This is a genomic window from Desulfosarcina sp. (genome assembly GCF_046496365.1).
In the GTDB taxonomy this organism is placed as follows: domain Bacteria; phylum Desulfobacterota; class Desulfobacteria; order Desulfobacterales; family Desulfosarcinaceae; genus Desulfosarcina.
On record NZ_JAWOHB010000079.1, the window covers coordinates 1 to 2,687 of the forward strand.

A 2,687-nucleotide genomic window follows, 5' to 3' on the forward strand; every position below is an offset into this window, starting at 1 on the left:
CCAGAAAAATTGTGAACGTCGCCCGTGAAAGCCTCAAACGGGGACTCTCCATGGTCAAACCCGGCAACACCGTGGGGGATATCGGATGGGCCATTCAGAAATTTGCGGAAAAAAAGGGGTGCTCCGTGGTCAGGGAATTCGTGGGCCACGGCGTGGGTTTCGAATTTCATGAACCGCCGCAGATTCCACACTTCGGCCGAAAAGGCGACGGCATCGAGCTGGTCCCGGGAATGGTTTTCACCATCGAACCCATGATCAATTTGGGCGGACACATGCTGCGTGTCCTCAGGGACAACTGGACGGCCGTCACAAAAGACGCGTCGCTGTCAGCCCAGTTTGAACAAACCATTGTCGTAACCGATGACGGGTATGAAAGTTTGACGCCCTATGCGCTGTGAGGGTTGAAGAAAATGGTTTCAGCCGTCAGCACCGCTGCCGGCCGGGCCGGATTCACCCAGCTATGCACCGCTGATTATCGGAAAAAGCCAGGCGCCTCCCAGAACGGCGGCCGCAAGCAAGAGCGCCCCGATCTGGTATGACCATCGCAGCGACTGTTTCACGAAGAAACAGTAAATCATACCCAGCGCCAGACCCGACATAAATCCAAACAGGTGCCCCATGATGTCGCTGTGCCTAGCGGCGCCAAGAAACGCAAGCAGCGCCATCCCGGCGGCAATGGGCAAAAACGCCTGATAGCGCTCGCCACGCACCTTGATTTTGTGAATAAACTGATACGCCGACAGCACGCCCACGGCACCGAATACGGTGGTGGAAGCGCCGATGGAAAGGTGCCCGGTCTGATAAAACCAGGCGTTGGCCAGATTGCCGAGCATGCCCGAGGCCAGCAGCATGAGCCACCCCACGCCCCAGCCCATCACCGAACACACCGCCGTTCCGAAAACAGCAATCCCGACACTATTGCCCAGCAGGTGAACAACATCGGCATGCAGCAGCAGCGATGTCGCACACCGGTACCATTCGCCGCTTAGAATGTGGCGGGCAGATGATCCGTATGCCTCTGCAAAAGACCCGGCATCGCGGCCCGACACCACGGCCACATGAACGGAGATAATCACCAGCGCGCCCCAGAGGCCGGAAAAGGTTCTGGGGTATTCCACGACGGCGCGTTTGCGCAAGGGGTGGAAGGATCGGTTTTCATGAAGGTATACTCGAATGAGTTCAGCGGCGGGTGCAGCATCATCATCGTTCACTCGAATCACCCATCCACCGGCGCCCTTGGCGGCTTGATGGTCAATACCTGAAGAAAGCAGAACCAGGCCGAAGGTCTGCGCTTCTTCCTTTGACAGTTTTTCTAAAAGCACAGGCATCCGCAGTCAATTCCCGTCGGGTTCCGCGATATCCAGCATTTTTTTCAACTCCGCAAGCGCCGCATCGGACATTTTGAATGAATGCTCAGGGCCCGGAAAATTTTCGTCGATGACATCTGCCTTGTAGTGTTCGAGCGCCTCCAGAATAACGGTCCGAATCCGAGTGTACTGCTTGACGAATTTGGGTATGAATTTATCGAACAGGCCGATCATGTCATGGGTGACCAGAACCTGCCCGTCCACATCCACGCCTGCGCCGATGCCGATGACCGGCACGCGCACCGACGCTGCAACCAGCTTTCCCAGGGGTGCGGGAACCGCCTCCAGGATGATCGAAAAAACACCGGCATTTTCCAGGGCGCGCGCATCTTCGATAATCCGTTTTGCAGCGGCTGCATCGCGTCCCTGCATTTTAAAGCCGCCCAGCGCGCTGGCTGTCTGGGGTGTCAAGCCGATATGGCCCTGCAGCGGAATGCCCGCCTTTACAATCGCCTCAACCGTGGACGCGAAGTCCACCCCGCCTTCCAGCTTCACGGCATCGCATCCCCCTTCCTTCAACAGCCGTCCGGCATTGTGGATGGCTTCCCGAATGGAGGTATTATAACTCATAAAGGGCATGTCGCCGATAATCAAAGGGCCCCTGCATCCGCGAACCACCGCCCGAATGTGGTGGATCATATGCTCCATGGTCACTGCCACCGTACCATCCAGGCCCATCACCACCATGCCCAAGGAATCGCCCACCAGCACAATGTCCACGCCGGCTTCAGCCGCCATTAATCCAAACGGGTAGTCATAAGCGGTCACCATGACCAGCTTCCGGCCCTTGTGCTTGGCCTGTTGAATGTCAAGTATCGTAACGTTTTGATGGCTCATGGCATTACCTCCGCCCAGCTTTTTTTCAGCTGCAAAAGTGATGTTGAATCGTTTCAATCAGCGCCGTCAGGGTACGGTTGACCGGCGCTTCCAGCCCGAATTTTTCTGATTCGCGCACCACAAATCCGTTGATGGCGTCGATCTCCGTCCGCCGCTGATGATCAATGTCCTGCCCCATGGAAGACCGGTTGCCGGCGGTCATTGCGGCAATGTCGAATACATGGGCGGTGGCGTGATCCCGAACGCCGGCCCCCGCTGCTTCGGCAAGGGCGGCAGCCTCCTCAACCGCCGCCCGGGAAAGGGCCTTTGTGACCGGCAGGTCCAGCAGTTGACCGTTTTTGATCCCGGTCAAGGCCGTGATGGCGTTGATGCCGACATTTACCAGAAGTTTGTCCCATACCACATCCCGAATGCTTCCGGAAACCGTAGTTTCGATACCGGCCCTCCTGAAAAGACCGGCAACCTTTTCCGTCATGACCGAAT

General features: G+C 57.1%; 4 protein-coding genes. 1 reads left to right on the plus strand and 3 read right to left on the minus strand.

Annotated elements, in window-relative coordinates:
- On the plus strand, positions 1–398 hold a 398-nt coding region (locus tag R6V78_RS06595), incomplete at its 5' end, for a M24 family metallopeptidase (RefSeq protein ID WP_410288546.1).
- A gap of 60 nt (positions 399–458) precedes the next feature.
- Here the strand turns inward: R6V78_RS06595 and R6V78_RS06600 are convergent.
- The 3 genes from R6V78_RS06600 to R6V78_RS06610 all read right to left on the minus strand — a co-directional run.
- Positions 459–1,328 (minus strand): rhomboid family intramembrane serine protease, encoded by an 870-nt coding sequence (locus R6V78_RS06600; RefSeq protein ID WP_410288547.1) that lies wholly within the window; start codon positions 1,326–1,328, stop codon positions 459–461.
- Between the two features lie 6 nt (positions 1,329–1,334).
- Complete coding sequence (panB, locus tag R6V78_RS06605; protein WP_410288548.1) at positions 1,335–2,204, minus strand: 3-methyl-2-oxobutanoate hydroxymethyltransferase; 870 nt, start codon at positions 2,202–2,204, stop codon at positions 1,335–1,337.
- Positions 2,205–2,229: 25 nt separating this feature from the next.
- On the minus strand, positions 2,230–2,687 hold a 458-nt coding region (locus R6V78_RS06610; RefSeq protein WP_410288549.1), incomplete at its 5' end, for a ketopantoate reductase family protein.